The organism is Nocardiopsis listeri (assembly GCF_020741345.1).
In the GTDB taxonomy this organism is placed as follows: Bacteria; Actinomycetota; Actinomycetes; order Streptosporangiales; family Streptosporangiaceae; genus Nocardiopsis; species Nocardiopsis listeri_A.
Window position 1 is genome coordinate 1 of the sequence record NZ_DYZD01000108.1, and the last position, 15,740, is coordinate 15,740.

General features: G+C 69.6%; 17 protein-coding genes. 12 read left to right on the plus strand and 5 right to left on the minus strand.

Annotated features, from left to right (window positions below; all coding sequences use genetic code 11):
• Both K8V84_RS06450 and K8V84_RS06455 read right to left on the minus strand, forming a co-directional pair.
• The coding region (locus tag K8V84_RS06450; RefSeq protein ID WP_304071701.1) for a methyltransferase at positions 1-880 on the minus strand (880 nt) is incomplete at its 3' end.
• Complete coding sequence (locus tag K8V84_RS06455; protein ID WP_304071704.1) at positions 877-1,926, minus strand: hypothetical protein; 1,050 nt, start codon at positions 1,924-1,926, stop codon at positions 877-879. The genes K8V84_RS06455 and K8V84_RS06450, both read right to left, overlap by 4 nt.
• 91 nt (positions 1,927-2,017) lie before the next feature.
• Here K8V84_RS06455 and K8V84_RS06460 point away from each other — a divergent pair, with 91 nt between their 5' ends.
• Positions 2,018-2,665: a TetR/AcrR family transcriptional regulator gene (locus K8V84_RS06460; RefSeq protein WP_304071708.1), complete on the plus strand. Its 648-nt coding sequence runs from the start codon at positions 2,018-2,020 to the stop codon at positions 2,663-2,665.
• Positions 2,662-3,147, plus strand: a complete 486-nt coding sequence (locus tag K8V84_RS06465) for an NUDIX hydrolase (protein WP_304071710.1) — start codon at positions 2,662-2,664, stop codon at positions 3,145-3,147. Before K8V84_RS06460 ends, K8V84_RS06465 begins: the two co-directional genes overlap by 4 nt.
• 49 nt (positions 3,148-3,196) lie before the next feature.
• On the opposite strand, the gene K8V84_RS06470 is transcribed toward K8V84_RS06465, so the two are convergent.
• The gene (locus K8V84_RS06470) at positions 3,197-4,579 is read right to left on the minus strand and encodes a dicarboxylate/amino acid:cation symporter (RefSeq protein WP_304071712.1); all 1,383 of its coding nucleotides are present in this window, start codon (positions 4,577-4,579) and stop codon (positions 3,197-3,199) included.
• A gap of 419 nt (positions 4,580-4,998) precedes the next feature.
• On the minus strand, positions 4,999-6,501 hold the full coding sequence (locus K8V84_RS06475; protein ID WP_304071714.1) for an NAD(P)H-hydrate dehydratase: 1,503 nt from the start codon (positions 6,499-6,501) through the stop codon (positions 4,999-5,001).
• A gap of 158 nt (positions 6,502-6,659) precedes the next feature.
• Here K8V84_RS06475 and K8V84_RS06480 point away from each other — a divergent pair, with 158 nt between their 5' ends.
• The 10 genes from K8V84_RS06480 (at position 6,660) to K8V84_RS06525 (ending at position 14,600) form a co-directional block, all read left to right on the plus strand.
• Positions 6,660-8,414, plus strand: coding sequence for an N-acetylmuramoyl-L-alanine amidase (locus tag K8V84_RS06480; protein WP_304071716.1), 1,755 nt, complete (start codon positions 6,660-6,662; stop codon positions 8,412-8,414).
• 180 nt (positions 8,415-8,594) lie between these two features.
• Complete coding sequence (locus tag K8V84_RS06485; RefSeq protein ID WP_304071719.1) at positions 8,595-8,957, plus strand: hypothetical protein; 363 nt, start codon at positions 8,595-8,597, stop codon at positions 8,955-8,957.
• Complete coding sequence (locus K8V84_RS06490; protein ID WP_304071722.1) at positions 8,950-9,393, plus strand: hypothetical protein; 444 nt, start codon at positions 8,950-8,952, stop codon at positions 9,391-9,393. The genes K8V84_RS06485 and K8V84_RS06490 overlap by 8 nt, the downstream gene beginning before the upstream one ends.
• Positions 9,394-9,451: 58 nt before the next feature.
• The gene (locus K8V84_RS06495) at positions 9,452-9,856 is read left to right on the plus strand and encodes a hypothetical protein (protein ID WP_304071724.1); all 405 of its coding nucleotides are present in this window, start codon (positions 9,452-9,454) and stop codon (positions 9,854-9,856) included.
• Between the two features lie 10 nt (positions 9,857-9,866).
• Positions 9,867-10,715 carry a sulfurtransferase gene (locus K8V84_RS06500; RefSeq protein ID WP_304071726.1) on the plus strand — a complete coding sequence of 283 codons (849 nt, stop codon included), beginning with the start codon at positions 9,867-9,869 and terminating at the stop codon, positions 10,713-10,715.
• A gap of 292 nt (positions 10,716-11,007) precedes the next feature.
• Complete coding sequence (locus K8V84_RS06505; RefSeq protein WP_304071729.1) at positions 11,008-11,607, plus strand: DUF4178 domain-containing protein; 600 nt, start codon at positions 11,008-11,010, stop codon at positions 11,605-11,607.
• Between the two features lie 7 nt (positions 11,608-11,614).
• Positions 11,615-12,121, plus strand: coding sequence for a DUF2617 family protein (locus tag K8V84_RS06510; RefSeq protein WP_304071730.1), 507 nt, complete (start codon positions 11,615-11,617; stop codon positions 12,119-12,121).
• Positions 12,122-12,131: 10 nt separating this feature from the next.
• Entirely contained in the window at positions 12,132-12,449 is a 318-nt protein-coding gene (locus K8V84_RS06515; RefSeq protein ID WP_304071733.1) for a hypothetical protein, read from the plus strand.
• Between the two features lie 85 nt (positions 12,450-12,534).
• Positions 12,535-12,963 (plus strand): DUF350 domain-containing protein, encoded by a 429-nt coding sequence (locus K8V84_RS06520; protein WP_304071735.1) that lies wholly within the window; start codon positions 12,535-12,537, stop codon positions 12,961-12,963.
• Positions 12,964-12,992: 29 nt separating this feature from the next.
• The gene (locus K8V84_RS06525) at positions 12,993-14,600 is read left to right on the plus strand and encodes a polyamine aminopropyltransferase (RefSeq protein WP_304071738.1); all 1,608 of its coding nucleotides are present in this window, start codon (positions 12,993-12,995) and stop codon (positions 14,598-14,600) included.
• Between the two features lie 376 nt (positions 14,601-14,976).
• Here the strand turns inward: K8V84_RS06525 and K8V84_RS06530 are convergent, their stop codons facing one another.
• Positions 14,977-15,441, minus strand: a complete 465-nt coding sequence (locus tag K8V84_RS06530) for a flavodoxin (protein ID WP_304071740.1) — start codon at positions 15,439-15,441, stop codon at positions 14,977-14,979.
• Positions 15,442-15,740 lie beyond the last annotated feature (299 nt).

The following is a 15,740-nucleotide window of genomic DNA, read 5'->3' on the forward strand; positions in this document are numbered from 1 at the left end:
CCCAGGCCGAGCCGAAGTCCGCGCGGAGCCGGCCGCCCTCGTGCCAGGAGGCGAACCCGGCCCCGTAGGCGAGGCAGACCACCGCGCCGAGCATCAGCGCGGGGTGCAACAGGCCGAGCACCAGGTGGACCAGCGCCATGGAGAGCTGCATCGGGTTGCGCACGTAGGCGTAGGGGCCGCTGGTGACCAGGCGTTCGGGCGGGTCGTAGGGCAGCGGGGTGCCGTGTCCCACGGCGGCGAACTCCCGGGCCGCGGCCAGCCCCGGCAGACCGGCGAGGAACAGTAGTTGGACCAGGACGGACGCCGTCTCGGGCGTGGGCGGCTCGATCCGGATCCGGGTGGCCAGCACGTACACCGGCAGGAACACCATCAGCCCGAACGCGAGCAGCGCCTGGGTCCACACCCGCGCGGTGAGCAGTCGTCGATGCCGGGTCCAGTAGGCCAACAGCAAGGCGGGGACCAGGCACAGGGCCGTGCCCAGGATCTCGCCGAGCAGCCACCGCGTCCCCAGCACCACCACGGGTTCGGCGAGCGGCATGAGGATCACGTCCGCCCAGACCAGAAGCCCGGTGGTCAGGGGGACGGGGAGCAGGCGCAGCAGCAGCGCGGGCAGGGCGCCCCACAGCAGTACCCACGCCAACGTCAGGTCCACCGGCAGCCCCTGCCACACGGCGCCTTCGGCGTGGAAGGACCACCAGCCGGCGCGCACCGCGTACAGGTTCAGCGGAATGAGGGTGAGCAGGGCCCAGGCCGAGGCCACGATCATCGACGCCGTCTCACGGTGGGTCGGGGCACGCCACACGCACAGCGCGATCAGCGCCACGAGCGGCAGGAACAGGCCCGAACCGCGCACGAGCAGGGCGGGGAGCTCGGGGATCACCGGACCGCCTCCGCGAAGGTGTCGGCGAGGTAGGCGGCGGCCAGGTCGGTGGCGTAGGCCTGCACCGGACCGAAGTACCAGGAGGGGTCGTAGGTACGGGTGTAGTCGAACTCCCAGGTCAGCCTGGTGGCGTCGCCCTCCCGTCGCCAGGTGGCTGTGGCGGTGCGCAGGTCCAGCCAACGGGCGAGGGTGGTGTCCTCGGTGACGTCGAAGACCACCCGGCCGCCGTCTTCGTCGATCCGGCTCTCGGTGATCTCCAACTCCATGGTGCGCGGGGTGGGTTCGTCGTGCAGGGCCAGGGTGGTGCGCGGGGTGAAGTGGACCAGACGGCCGTCGCCCACGTCCAGGCCCTCCCCCACCGCCTCGACCGGTTCGGGGAAGGGGACCGCGCTCAGGAAGAACGCCTCGGGGTCCTCATAGGCGGGCGGGGCGGCGAGCGCGGCGGCGACCCGTTCGGGGGTCGCACCGACCAGGACCGATCCCGTGCCGGTGTCGTCCCTCGGCAGCAGGGACAGCCCGGCGACCCCCTCCAGGGTGAGGGCGAACAGGAGCGGGACGACGACGAGCGCGTGCGGCCCCTGCCGATTCCGGCCGGACACGGCGACGCCCAGCCAGGTGACCAGGGCGACGAGCCCGTAGATCAGCGGGGCCGCGATCACCAGGCAGACCAGACCTTCCCCGAGCAGGGGTCCGGAGAGCAGCAGCATGACGGTGGTGATGGCCATGGCCACCCCGACGGCGCTGCGCGGACGAGCCGACAGCACCACGATCAGGGCGAGGACGACGGGGAACCCGACGTAGAAGAGGGCGGTCTGGTCCAGACCCCCGAGGCTCGTCACCCGAAGGAGCACGAGCAGGGGGAAGACGCCCAGAGCCAGGATCCCGGCGAGGATCCAGCGGGCCGCCGAGGGCCTGCGGTCGACCTCGGGCCCCTCCTCGAACCACGTGCTCGGCGGGGATCCCGGTACGGCGCGGTGGCCGTCGGCGTAGCGTGCGGCGGTCTCCTCGTCGGAGGGGTGGTCGTCGGGGTCGTGCGGTTCCGCCATGGGGGGCTCCTCTCGATTGTCCAACTGATTGAATCACTCGATTTAATCAGTTGATTAAACCTTATGATGAAGTTCGACGAAAGGGAGGGTCATGGCCAAAGGTGGCGGTGGAGGCCGCAGAAGCAGCGAGGAGACCAGGGAACGCCTGCTCACAGCGGCGGGAGAGGTCCTGCGCGAAGAGGGGCACTCCGGGGCCTCGGCCCGGGCCATCGCCACGCGGGCCGAGGTCAACTCGGCGCTGGTCTTCTACCACTTCGGCGGGGTCGACCAGCTGCTCCTGGCCGCGCTGGACCGCTCCAGCGCCGAACGCATGGCCATGTACGAAGAGCTCGCCGCGTCCGCCCGCACACTCGAAGAACTGGTGGAGGTCGCCACCCGGATCCACCGGACCGACCTGGAACGCGGCTACGTCACCGAGTTCACCCAACTGGTCGCCGCGGCCGTGAGCAGACCCGAACTGCGCGAGGAGATCCGACGGCGTTCGGAACCGTGGATCGACTTCATCGCCGGACAGTGGGAGCGTGTGGTGGGCGGCTCCCCTCTGGGTCGTTTGCTGCCCGCACGGGAGGTCGCCTACGCCGCGATCACCTACTACCTGGGGGTCAACCTGTTCTCCGTGCTCGACGAGGATCGGTCCCGCAGCGAGGCGGTGTTCGACCTGGCCGCGACCCTGGCGCCCCGCGCCCGACCACTGACGTTGCGCCTGCCCCGGCGCGCCGACAAGAAGGAGCACGAGTGAGCGTTCGTGTCGCCGAGGGGATCGAGTTCCCCGACACCTCCGACGGCCGCCGCTGGGTGGCCGCGGCAGTGATCATCGACGAGCGGGGCAACGTCTTCGCCCAGCGCAGGTCGGGCAGCCGCAAGGTGTTCCCGCACTGCTGGGACGTGGTCGGTGGCCACGTGGAGGAGGGTGAGGGCATGCTCGACGCCCTGGCCCGCGAGGTCCACGAGGAGACCGGGTGGACGCTGTCCGAGGTGATCGCAGACCTGTGCCGGTTGGACTGGGACCCGGGTGACGGCTCCGTCCGCCGCGAGGTCGACTACCTGGTCCGGGTCGAGGGCGACCTGAACCGTCCCACCCTGGAGGTCGGCAAGCACACCGAGTTCATGTGGGTGGACGAGTCCAAGGTGCACCTGCTGCACGACGCCCGCGACCCCGGCGACTACTTCATCGCCGACATCGTCCAGAAGGGCCTGGAGGCCGCCCGCGCCCTCCCCTGATCCCGGTCGGGGCGGGCATGGGGGCTTTCGGGCGCGGGTCCTGGGAACCTCAGGTCAGGTCTTCGACCTTCGTCGGTGTCCGCTCGGAGTCGGACGCGGCGTTCTCGACCACGGGGACCTTGGTGCCCGGGTCGTCGGAGCCGGTGACCGAAGCGTCGGGCACCGACTCGTCCGGTTCCTGGAACATGCCCTCCTCGGAACCGGCCACGAGACGCGTACCGACGAGGTCACCGGCGACGTTCCCGGCGGTGCGGGCCATGTCGAGGACCGCGTCGATGCCGGCCACCAGCGCCACGGGCGCCATCGGCAGCCCGACGGAGGTGATGGTCATCGACAGCATCAGCAGGCCCGCCCCGGGTACGCCCGCGGTACCGATGGAGGCGAGCACGCCGATCAGGACCACCGTGGCGAGCTGACCGATGGTCAACTCCACACCGGTGATGTCGGCGACGAACACGGTGGCCGCACCCACGTAGATCGCGGTTCCGTCCATGTTGATGGCCGACCCCAGGGGCAGCGTGAAGCCGTACACACCCTCCTTGACGCCCATCTTCTCCGCGGCGCGGGTGCTCACCGGCAGGGTGCCGCTGCTGGAGCGGGTGACGAACCCGGTCAGGACCGGGTCCTTGGCCGCGGCGAGGAACCTCCCGACCTTGACCCGGAACAGCAGCATGATCACGACGTAGACGACCATCTGCGTGATGATCGCGCCGTACACGACCCCGGTGAGCTTGAGCAGCGGGCCGATGGCGTCGAACCCGGTCTCGGCCATGACCACGGCGATCAGCGCGAACACACCGACCGGCGCGTACTGCAGGATCCCGTTGATCACCTTGAAGACGAGCTCCATGGCGCCCTCGACACCACGGCGGAGCAGGAGCGCGAGTTCGCGATGCTCGTCGTTCTCGCTCTCCAACATGAACGCGAGCGCGAGCCCGAACAGCAGGGCACAGAACATGACGCCGAGGACGTTGCCGTCCGAGAGCGCCTCGAAGGGGTTGTCCGGGACGATGTTGAGCAGGGTCTCGGAGATCGGGGGCACGTCGGCCGCGTCGGCCGGCTCGCCCGGCATCCTCAGTCCGGCGCCCGGCGAGACCAGGAGCGCCAGTCCCAGACCCAGGGAGACGGCGAGCGCCGAAGTGACCAGGTAGAACGCCACGATCTTGGTGCCGATGCGGCCGAGGCGCTTGGGCGAGATCGAGGTGACGCCCGAGATCAGCGTGGTGACGATCAGTGGGAAGATCACCATCTGGAGCAGCCGCAGGAAGATCTCACCCAGTGGGTCGAGGATCGGCAGGACGGTGTCCTGGAGATCCAGGGTGGCGATACCCAGACCGGCGGCGACACCTCCGGCGAGGGCGATCACCATCTTCCAGATCAGGGGAAAGCTCAGGTATCGGCGCCACAGGGTGGGCGACTTGCTCTCGGACATCCTCGTCCTCATGGTCGGCTTCTCGAAGGCAAACGTCTGTTTTATACCTGAACGTCCGCTTTTTAATAGGCCTGAAGACGATTACCCTCCGTGGCACTTCTCACGTGTGTCACCGACGCCCCGACCCGGAGGAACGCCGGATCGACCGGGAGATCCCGCCGGCGTTCGATCTCGCGGGGCGCCCCTTCCGGCTCCCGCCGTGCGGCGAACCCGAACAGCCGCTCGGTGTCCAGGTCGACCCCGGTGCGGACGACCCGCCCACCGCGCAGGAGCAGCACCCCGGGGAGGGTCCAGGGCACGGGAAGACCTGTCCGGTCGGGGCACTGCCGTGCCGGTGGAGGATTCTTCGGCCGCCACTTCAAAGATCCCGTGTCACGTCATGGACAACGACGGACGGTCCCGATACCGCCCCTCGGCGCTCACTTTTGCCCGAACACCTCCGCCAGGGCGAGGGGCAGGGCTTCCGGCAGGTCCGAGGCGCTGATCGGGGCACCGTCCCGCGCCAGCGCGGCGGCGCGTCCGTGCAGGTAGGCGGCGCACATGGCGGCCTCCCGTGGGGGCGTCCCCGCGGCCAGCAGCGCCCCGGCGATCCCCGAGAGCACGTCCCCCGAACCCGCCGTCGCGAGCAACGGGGTCCCCGTCGGATCGGCGACGACCGGTGCTCCCGGGTGGGCGATCAGCGTCGTCGAACCCTTCAACAGCACGGTCGCCCGATAGCGGGACGCCGCGCGGGACACGTGTTCCAGGCGGCGCGCCTCGATGTCGGAGCGCTCGGCGTCGGGCAGCAGCCGCGCCAGCTCACCCGCGTGCGGGGTCAGCAGGGTGTGCGCCGAACGGTCTCGAACCAGTGCGGCGAGGTGCTCCTCGGCACCGACCAACGTGAGAGCGTCCGCGTCGAGCAGCACCGGCCGATCGCTCTCCAGCACCGCCTTCACCTCGTCCACTTCGGCGGGGTCGGTGCCTCGCCCGGATCCGACCACGACGGCGGCGACGCGTCCCGGGCTCGGGTCGGCGCCGCTTCGCGGGTCCAGGTGCTCGCCGACCGTCTCCGGCCAGCGGGCGATCACCTGGGAGAGCACCTGCCGGCCACCCCCGTATCGGACCATCCCCACCCCGGTGCGCAGCGCCCCGCCCACGCAGAGGACGGCGGCGCCCGGGTAGCGGTCGGAGCCGGCGCGCACGGCGAGCACGCCCCGGCGGTACTTGTCCGTCTCCGCCCCAGGGATGGGCAGCAGTCGTGCGATATCCACACCCTGTGGACAGTCGAGGTCGGGTCCGGGCAGTTCCGGCCCGAGGCCGATGTCGACGAGGTGAACGTTCCCGGCCCGCGCGGCCCCCGGGTCGACGAACAGTCCGGGCTTGTACGTACCGAAGGTGATCGTGGCGTCGGCGGCGATCGCGGGCCCGGCGACCTCCCCGGTGTCGGCGTCCATCCCGCTGGGCAGGTCCACGGCGATCACGCGGGCCGGCGAGTTCACCGCCAGGGCGGCCAACGTGGCGTGGGGTTCGCGTAGCCCTCCGCGCCCGCCGATCCCGACGAGTCCGTCGACGATCAGGTCGGTGTCGAAGAGAGCCGTCTGCGCTTCGTCGGGGAGGACCTCCCCTTTCTCCAGGGCCAGGACCCGTCCGCCCGCGGCTCGCAGCGCGGCCGCACCGCCCGGGTGGAGTCGACTCCCGGCGGCCACCGCGCGCACGAACGAACCCCTGGCGGCCAGGTCGGCCCCCGCGTACAGGGCGTCGCCGCCGTTGTCGCCGCTCCCCACCAGGAGGGTGACCCGGGAGCCGTACACCCGGGGCAGCGCCCGGGAGCAGTGCACGGCCAGTCCGGTGGCCGCGCGGCGCATGAGGGCGCCTTCGGGCAGGCGGTCCATGAGCGCCTGTTCGGCCTCGCGGACGACGCTGACGTTGTGGGCTGAGCGCACCGGGCACCTCCGAGGGTCGGGTCGGACCTCCCATCGTGACGCACCGGAGCCAGGTATCACCCGCCCCACCACGCCCACTAGCAGTCGACTTTTGGTACATATCGCCCGTTGTTACGGGATCACCACGTAGAGAAGCCGTTCATGGGGACAATGGAGGTATGCCTCGACCGAGCAAATACGTGTCCAGGTCCGATCTGGGCTGGGGTTCTTCCCCGGCCGACCAGGCCAACCCCCGTTCCGGCCTGGTCATCCACTACGACTCAGCCGACCAGAACCTGGCGGGCAAGGACCACTCCGCCTGCCTGTCCTACTGGCGCAGCACCCGCGACTTCCACACCGGTCCCTCCCGTGGTTGGGCCGACATCGGGTACTGCGTCGACGCCGAGACCGAGATCCTCACCGAGAACGGGTGGCGGACCTTCCGCGAGATCGCCACGGGCGACCTCGTCCTCACCCTCGACCACACGAGCGGCACCTCCCGTTGGCAGCCGCTGACCGCCGTCAACGTCTTCCCCGCCATGCCTCGTGAGCTGGTCCGCATGGTCGGCCCCGGCCACTCCTCCCTCACCACCGAACGACATCGCTGGCCCGTCGAACGTCCCTCCGCCACAGGCGGACCCGAACGGGTGTGGGCGACCAGCGCGACCCTGCGGGCGTCAGACCTGATCACGCTGTCCGCGCCCTGCCAGGCACCGCCCACCGAGCCCAAGTGGTCCGACCCCTTGGTGGAACGGATCGCACACTCCTGCGTGGGTCGACGGACACACGCCGGCGCCGACCACGACGATCCCCCTCCCCAGGTGATCACCGAACACGCCCCCGGCGGGGTGCCCTCGTACGGGTTCCTGTCCTCCCTGACCGGCCCGCAACTCGACCTGTTCCTGCGGGCCGCGTCCGACACCGGCGGCGAGGGGCCGGACACGCTGCTCGCACCCACCCCGGCGGTGGCCGAGTCCTTGCTGTTCGCCGCCGTCCTCGCCGGGCGGGCGGCCGTCCGAGACCGGGAAGGGGCCCCGAACCGGGTGACCCTGCTCGACCGGGACCGGTTCGCCCCGAAGGACGTCACCGTCACCCGGGAGAGCCACGACGGTCCCGTCTGGTGTCCCACCACCCCCGACGGGACGTGGCTGGCCCGCCGGAGGGGGACGGTGTACTTCACCGGGAACTCCTTCATGGCCTGCCCGCACGGGTACGTGATCGAGGGGCGGGGGCTGTACCGCGCCCAGGCCGCCCAACCCGGCGGCAACACCAGCCACTACTCGTGCACGCTCGCCACCGGCCCCAAGGACCCCATCACTCCCGAGCAGATCAACGCGGTCCGGGCTCTGCGGCAGTGGCTCATGGAGCCCGACACCTCCATCTCGGGCAGCGTCTCGGGGCACCGCGACTTCATCTCCACGTCCTGCCCCGGAGACAAGGCCTACAAGCTCGTGCAGGACGGCACCTTCGCCAAGGCCCCCGACGACTCAGAGGGAGACGACGACATGCCCCGACACCGCAGGTTCGAGAAGAGCGACGCCCAGTCCATGGAACCCGGCGACTGGGTGAGTCTGGCGTTCGACCGGCGGCACGACGGCGAGACCGGCGAGTTCTACTCGCTCGTGGGGGTCGAGGAGTCCGGCGGCGCCTACTACGACATCTCGGTGGGGGTGGTCCTGGACGGCGTCACCCCCGGCGCCGAGGTGCAGATCCGCGCCACCGAGTACGAATCCGACGGTGACGGCGGTTGGAAGATCGCCCGCAACCGCCCCCAGCACAGCCCCGTGCACAAGGGTGGTCAGGGCCACTTCACCTACTCGTGGAAGGGCAACCTGGCGAAGGGCCGACGGGTCCGCATCCGGCTGGCGCAGTTCGGTGACAGTACGGCCCAGGTGGTCTCGGCGACCACCGACATCTTCTACTGGCCCCGCTGACCGAGCACCGACTCCTAGAATTCGCCGCCTCGCCCCCGGCCCTCCCCGGGGGCGACGCCATGACGGGTCCGCGGACGGCCATGGCCGGTACCGGGCGGTACTCGGGACGTACTACCGTGTGTCGTAGTCGTGGTCCGCTGACATGGGTGGACGTTCCGGAAGTACCCGAGCGGAGGCGACGTGGTCGACTGGCTGACCATGTTGATTCAGATGGTGTCGTTGGCGATGGCCGTGTGGTGCCTCGTCTCGACCTTCCGGGACCAGCCGATGCTGGTCCCCCACCTGGTCGGCATGGGCGTTCTGTGGCTTTTGGTCCTCGGCCAGGTCGGCGTGCTGGTCGTCGCCATGGTCGGCGGCGAAAGCCCCGACGAGCCGGCGATGGTGATCTCCTACCTGGCGACCGTCGCCCTCCTGCCGCCGGCCTGCGCGGTGTGGGGTTTCATGGAACGCAGCAAGTGGGGACCGGCCGTGATCGCCTTCACCTGCCTCATCCTCCCCGTGCTGCTGGTCCGCATCGAACAGCTGTGGAGTCCCGTTGTCTGACACCGAAACCACACCCGAGGCACCGGACCGTACCCTGCGCACCGGGCCGGGTCGGCTTCTCGTCGCCGTATACGCCGTCTTCGCCCTCGCCGCCACCGCTCGGGGCACCTACCAGCTGGTGACGCGCTTGGAAGAGGCACCGCTGGCGTACGCGCTGTCGGTGTTCGCCGGTGTCGTCTACCTCGTGGCCGCGATCGGTCTGGCCCGCGCCGGCCGTGCCTCTCGCAAGGTCGCCCTGGTGTCGGTGTCCGTGGAAATGGTGGGGGTCCTCGTGGTGGGCGCCCTGTCCGAGCTCACCAGTGGGATCTTCCCCGAGGACACCGTCTGGTCGCACTTCGGCAGCGGCTACCTGTTCATTCCCCTGGTCCTGCCGGTCCTTGGTCTGTGGTGGATCCTCAAGGTGCACCGCGCCGATCTCACCCGTCCCGGCGAGTGACGCGGGACACAGTGTTACGGACCGCATAGTTCCGGACATCGCGGGCACAGACGTGTGCATGGAGGTACACACGCAGGTCCCCGCCCGGACTCTCTTCCCCTCGTATCTGGGTGGTGGCGCCGTCCTCGCCGTGTCCCTCGGCCTGGTCACGCTCGTATGGAACGCGAACACCCCCGAGGTGATGGAACACCGCCTCTTCCTGGCGTTGTGGCTGTCGGGCGCCGCGATCCTGGCCGGTCTCCTGTGGGCCGACGCACGAACGCCCCGGAGCGCCTCCCGTAGTCTGGCCACCTTCGCCATCGGTCTGGTGACGGCCGCCGCCCTCACCACCATGCCCTGGGCGAACCTGGACTCGGCCCTCTGGTACCAGGTGTGGCTGTCGGTCCCGCTCCTGACGGGGCTGGGCCTGGTGGCCTTCCGACCCACCCGGCGAAACCCTCCCCGCGTCGGCTCCCCGCACTAGGCTGTCGAGCATGTCAGAGCCGACTCTTCCCGTGGCAGTCTCCTCCGAATGGCTCCGCGAACACCGTGACCAGGTCGTACTCGTCGACTCCCGTTGGTACATGGACGGTCGTTCGGGAAGCCGGGCGCACCGGGACGGGCACATCCCCGGCGCCGTCTTCGCCGACGTGGACACCGACCTCGCCGCCCCCGCGAGCACGGAAGGGGGCCGCCACCCCCTGCCCTCACCCGAGGACTTCGCGCGTTCCCTCGGCGCGCTCGGCATCGGCGACGCCACCACGGTGGTGGTCTACGACGACGCCGGGGGTTCGGTGGCCGCTCGGATGGTGTGGATGCTGCGTGTCCTCGGCACACCCGCCGCCTTCCTCGACGGCGGTCTGCGGACCTGGACCGGCCCGATGGAAGAGGGCGAGGTGAGGGCCGTCCCCGTGCACCGGACCGCGATCCCGTGGCCGGCCCACCGGATCGTGGACACCGAGGAACTGCGCGACGAACCCTCCGGTCCCGACCGACTGCTGCTGGACGCCCGCGTGTACGGGCGTTTCACCGGTGACGAGCCGGCCCCCGTCGACGCGCGGGCGGGGCACGTTCCCGGGGCTCGCAGCGCCGAATGGCCCGCCAACCTGGGCCCCGACGGTCTGTTGGCGGCGCCGGAGACCCTACGCGAGCGCTTCGCCGCCCTGGGCGCGGACTCCGCGCGCACCGTCACCGCCTACTGCGGCTCAGGGGTGACCGCCTGCCACGACCTCCTGGCGTTGGAACACGCCGGTTACGCCCATACCCGCCTGTACCCGGGTTCATGGAGTCGTTGGGGCGGGGACGAGTCGCTTCCGTTGGAAACCGGCGATCCCCGGGCGTGACGCCCGCCCGCACGAAACCACCTCCGACCGGCTCCGATACCCTTTGGGCCCGCGCCGACCCGCGCGGGCCCTGTCCTTTTCGCCCCTCTTCGTCCGCACCACCGCCTAGGGTGGGCGGACGAGGAACGACGGGACCGTCGCCAAGGGACGTAAGACAACCCCTCGACCACTCGAAAGATTCCCGAATCGCAGCGTTGTCGGAACCAGAATCCCCGTTCCGGCGTCACAGCGAACAGAGGGTCCCCGCCCCCGGAACCGATTGACGTGCTCCACCGCGAAACGAGGAACTCTGGTGATCGAACTCCTTCTCCTACTGATTCTCATCGTTGGAATCGTGATCGGAGTCCTGATCTACACGCAGCGCTCGCGCTCGCGGAAGCAGGACACCGCTCCCCCACCGCCCCAGGACCCCTTCGCCGCCTCCTCGACCACCGACACCGCCGGTGACCCGCGGGCCATCAAGGCCGGCGACATGATCGACTGGGGCACCGAACGCACCTGGATCCGCGGCACCCTGCGCCTGTCCGAGGGCGGCTACACCTGGTCCGAGCACTTCCTGGAGGTGGAGGGCGGCAAGCGCTGGCTCTCCGTGGAGGAGGACCCCGACGTGGAGCTGGCCCTGTGGACCGGTCGTCCCGACCTGACCATGGTGCCCCAGGGCAAGAACATCGAGCTCGAAGGCGTCACCTACAAGCTCGAGGAGAAGGGCTCCGGCTCCTACCGCTCCGAAGGCACCACCGGCCTGAAGGCCGAGGGCGGTATGGACTACGCCGACTACGAGTCCGACGACGGCAAGCTGCTCGCCTTCGAGCGCTTCGACCACGGAAACTGGGAGGTCAGCACCGGCGAGAAGGTCCACGCCGGCACCTTCACGATCTTCCCCGGGAGCTGATGCCCCCATGCGTGCGACCATCAGTGCCCCCTTCGTCGACACCAACGCAGACGACCTGGTCTGGACCCTGAACCACCCACTGGTCGACCCCCTCGCCACCCGCACCGTCCAGGTGCCGGGTCTGTCGGTCGAACTCCGGGTGTTGGGCGCCTCCCACCAGGTCGTCCTCGGTGCCGGACCGGGGGCGCCGGTGGAGACGGTCGCCTGCCTGCCGGGGGTTCCCGGCGGGCTTCCCGGCAACGCCGAGCACCCCCTGCCCGGGGTGGGCGACTACCGCTTCGACTCGATCGTCGAGTCCTTGCCCCGCAACGAACTGGCGCGCCGGGTGGAGGGGATCCACCAGGAGACCTCGAACTCCCCCGGTGGACTCATCGTCGCCTTCCCCGGTGACCCCCTCGCGGTCACCGCACTGCACCTGACCTCCGGCAATGGGACTTCGTTGCGCTGGCGGACCTGGCACGCCTATCCGCAAAGCGGCGAACTGGTGACGACGATCACGACCTTGACCCCCTAAGGAGGCCCTCATGGCCACGATCAAGACTCCACGACACAAGATCGCGGCGGTCGGCGGCGCCACCGCCCTGCTGCTGCTCCTGTCCGCCTGTGGCGGTAGCAACAACGCCGACTGTCAGCCCAGCGACAGTTCCACCAGCGGCACGTCCTCGTCGTCGTCCAACCGCACCCCGAACCCGAGCGCCTCGCCCACCGACGACTGCAACAACGGCCGTAGCGGTGGTGGCGGTTTCTTCTTCTTCGGTGGCGGCGGAGGAGGCGGCAACAACTCGAACAGCGGGGGAAGCGGAAGCGACACCCGTGGTGGGGGCTCGGGGTTCGGTAAGTAAGCCGAGCTCAGACCAGTAGTGTGCCGTGTCGGGGGTACTTCACGGTCCCCCGGACATACGAGCTTCCCCCGACACGGACGAGACGATGAACGAAATCCTCACCAGCTCGCTCCACGCCCTGGGTTACGGCGTGGTCGGTACCGTCATCATGCTGCTCGGCTACCTGGTCACCGACCTGCTCACCCCGGGCAAACTCCACAAACTGATCTGGGAGGACCGGAACAGGAACGCCATCCTGCTGGTCTCCGCCAACACCCTGGGCGCCGCGATCGTGGTGGTCTCCGCGATCCTGTCCAGCTATTCCGAACTCGGGCTGGGGGCCGGTCTGCTCTCCGCCACGATCTTCGGCCTCATCGGCCTGGTCGTGATGGCACTGTCCTTCCTGCTGATCGACCTGCTCACCCCGGGTCGGGTCAGCCACATGATCAGCGACCCCGAATGGCACCCTGCGACGTGGGTCAACGCGACCGCGCACGTCTCCATCGCCCTGGTCGTGGCCGCCGCCATCTCCTGAAGCAGTGTTCTCAAGAAAGCAGCAGTAGTGTGACCGACACCCCGGCCGCCGAGGCCGCCGACCCCGACACCGCCGAGCCCGCGAGAACGAGACTGCCGGTGACACCGCGCCTGGCCCGGTTCCTCGTACTCCTGGCGGTGTTCATCTGTGCCGCCTGTGGCCTGGTGTACGAGTTGGCGCTCGTCGCGATCGGCAGTTACCTGCTGGGCGACACCATCACCCAGGCCTCCGTGGTGCTGTCGGTGATGGTGTTCGCCATGGGTGTGGGTTCGCTGCTGTCCAAGCGCTACCAGGCCCGCCCCGCTCTTTCCTTCGCCGTGGTCGAGGGGCTGTTGTCCCTGGTCGGCGGCCTGTCGATCCTGCTGCTGTACGGGTCGTTCGCCTGGTTGTCCGCCTCCGCCTATCAGCCGACCCTGGTGTTGTTGGCGTTCGTCATCGGCATGCTCATCGGCATCGAGATCCCGTTGCTGATGACGCTGATCCAGCGCATCCGCAAGCAGGACGCCTCCGAAGCGGTCGCGGACCTGTTCGCCGCCGACTACGTGGGCGGCCTGATCGGTGGTCTGGCGTTCCCGTTCCTGCTGCTGCCACTACTGGGGCTGCCCAAGGGCGCGCTCATGGTGGGCGCGCTCAACGCGGTGATCGGCATGGCCGTGGTGCTGTGGCTGTTCCGGTCCGAGCTCACCCGTCTCGCCTACGTGGGGCTGACCGCCGGGCTCGTGGTCATCGTGACGGTCCTGGCTCTGGCCTTCTACTACGCCGAGCGATTCGAGGTGGACGCCCGGCAGGCCATGTACCGGGCCCCGATCGTGCACGCCGATCGCAGCGAGTACCAGGAGATCGTGGTCACCCAGTCCCTGGACGGCGTGGACACTCGCCTGTTCCTCAACGGGGACCTGCAGTTCTCCACCTTGGACGAGTACCGGTACCACGAATCGCTCATCCACCCCGCGATGGCCGGCCCTCGCCAGGACGTGCTGATCCTGGGCGGCGGCGACGGTCTGGCCCTGCGGGAGATCCTGCGCTATGACGACGTCGAGTCGGCGACCCTGGTCGACCTGGACCCGGCCGTGATCGAGCTGGCCCGTGAGGACCCGGTGATCCGTGACCTCAACGACGACTCACTGCGGGACCCCCGGGTCGACGTGGTCAACACCGACGCCTTCCAGTGGCTGCGGGACAACGCCGAGGACTTCGACGTGGTCATCGCGGACCTGCCCGACGGCACGGACGTGGGCACCTCGAAGCTGTACACGGTGGAGTTCTACTCGCTGATCGGACAGGCGATGTCGGGCGACGGCAGACTGGTCGTCCAGGCCGGGTCACCGTTCTTCGCGCCCGACGCCTACTGGGGCGTGCGGCACTCCCTGGAGGAGGCGGGGATCGAGGTCACCCCGTACAACGTGGACGTGCCGACCTTCGGCAACTGGGGCTTCTACCTCGGGACGATGAACGGGGCACCTGAGCTGCGCATGCCCGAGGACGCCCCCGAGCTGCGCTACCTGGACCAACCCCTGTTGGATGCGGCACAGGTGTTCCCGTTGGACCGCCGCGAAGAGGACGTCCAGGAGTCGACGATGATGCACCCTCGGGTGATCGGCTACCACCAGGACCGACAGTCCTGGCGTGGGTACTGACCGCCCCCGAGGGAACCCGGAAAGGACGTGGAGGCCGGCACCCGTGAGGTTCGGGCGCCGGCCTCGACGAGGTCACCGCGCGACCTGACGATCTTGGGCCGGTGGGCGGCCACGCGGTGGTCCGATGGAAGGTGGGAAGGCCGCGGGGGGAGCGGGTCACCTTACGGAGCTCCCCCGCGGTCCGTGGACCATCCTGACCTCGCGGCGAGGACGTGCGGTGGACGCCACGCCGCCCCGCTCGTCCCGGATGGCAACCCTTGACGCAGACTTACCGATCCTTGCCGAAAAGGCCTCGTTTGGGATCGGGTGTGGTCGAGTGACCGGTTCTCGGTCATGGCCGCTTCCCTCCCCGCTTCGAGCCCGCGGCCCCTCCCGCTCACTGTTCGGCGTGCTCCAAGGCGGCGAGGGCGGTGACCGCCCCCAGCTCCCAGCAGGCCTCCCGGGCCTCGGCGTCGGGGCGCCCGGTCACCGTCACAGGGGGCCGATGCCGTTCCCAACCCATGCCCTTGGCGATGGACTCCACCGAACGCACCGCGCCGGAGGTGTCGTTGTCGCCGTGCACGTACAGGGAGAACGGCATGCCCTCACGATCGACCTGGACCGGGTAGTACACAGTGTCGAAGAAGTGCTTGAGCGCACCCGACATGTAGCCGATGTTGGCGGGGGTGCCGAGGACCACCGCGTCGGCCGCCAACAGGTCGGTCGGCGTCGCCGCCAGCGCCGCCCTGACCTCGACCTCCACCCCTTCGACGTCGTCGTTGCGCGCCCCCTCCAGGACCGCGTCCAGGAGTTCGCGCGTGGCGGGCGAGACGGTGTGGTGAACGATGAGCAGTCGTGCCATGCGCCCACCTTCTCAGAACCGATCGGTGCGAGAGGGCATCCCAACCCTCACCGAGACGACCACGACCGAGGCATCTCGCGGTTCGCGTCGACCTCGACCCTCACCACTTCGGTATCGTCGGAGCGTGCCCAAACCTCTTGGAACCGGCACAAGTCGGGTGGCGTCTCAGCCAACGGCACAACATCAGTCTTCAGAAAGCCAGGCCCCGCCATGAGTCAGCCTCCTCCTTACGGACCTCCACCTCCCGGTGGTCAACCGCCTATGGGGCCGCCTCCCGGGGGGATGCCTCCCGGAGGTCC